Here is a 768-nt window from a genome sequence, read left to right on the forward strand (position 1 = left end):
CGCCCGCCGTTCGAGTAGCCGTCGAAGTAGCTGCGATCGGGCGCCTTCCCATAAGCCAGCCGTATCACCTGCTTGGCCATCGGCGTGAGCGCATCCACGGCGGCGTAGCCGTAATCGAGCCGCGCCTGCGGATCGAGCCCGAACAACGGGTTCTGAGCGGCGCCATGCCCCGAATCGGAGCTGATCACCGCGAAGCCCATGTTCAACGCATCGTTCAACGGCCCGCCGCCGCTGATCTCACCAGTCGCGGTCACCACGTTGCCGTCCAGCCCGCCGTTCGCCTGGTAGAAGAAGCGTCCGTTCCAGGCCTTCGGCAAGCGCATCTCGAAGCCGATCGCGTAGGTCTTCCCATCGACCGCGCTAACGCGCTCGTTCATCTTCCCTTCGATCACGCAATGCTCGGCGATCGGCTTGCCGGCCACCGTCAACGCACCGGCCGAAGCGGTGGTCACGGACGTGAACGCGGTATTCGCGTAGGCGAGCTTCGCGGCGAGCGCATCGCAGCTCTGCGTCATCGCCGCCGGCGTCGCGGCGCTCAGATGCGAGGGCGCGGCGTTGGTCGTGCCATCGCCGCCACAACCGGCAAGCCCGACTGCGAACAGCGGCGACAAACAAAGGAATGCATATTTTCGGTTCAAGATATCCCCCTCGTTTCAATCTGCCGGATCAGAACATGTGCTTGACCCCCACCATCGCGCCGACCTGCCCCATTCCCACCCCGGGCGTCGTGCCGGCACCGCCGCCGCTCACCGCGTACCTCGCGTGTGC

At 65.8% G+C, this 768-nt stretch carries 1 protein-coding gene; it reads right to left on the reverse strand.

The features are described from left to right. A partial coding sequence (locus HW466_RS30960; RefSeq protein ID WP_176316132.1) for a tannase/feruloyl esterase family alpha/beta hydrolase occupies positions 1–638 on the reverse strand: 638 nt, incomplete at its 3' end. Positions 639–768 lie beyond the last annotated feature (130 nt).

Origin of the sequence: Burkholderia territorii (assembly GCF_902833055.1) — a bacterium.
GTDB lineage: Bacteria > Pseudomonadota > Gammaproteobacteria > Burkholderiales > Burkholderiaceae > Burkholderia > Burkholderia territorii.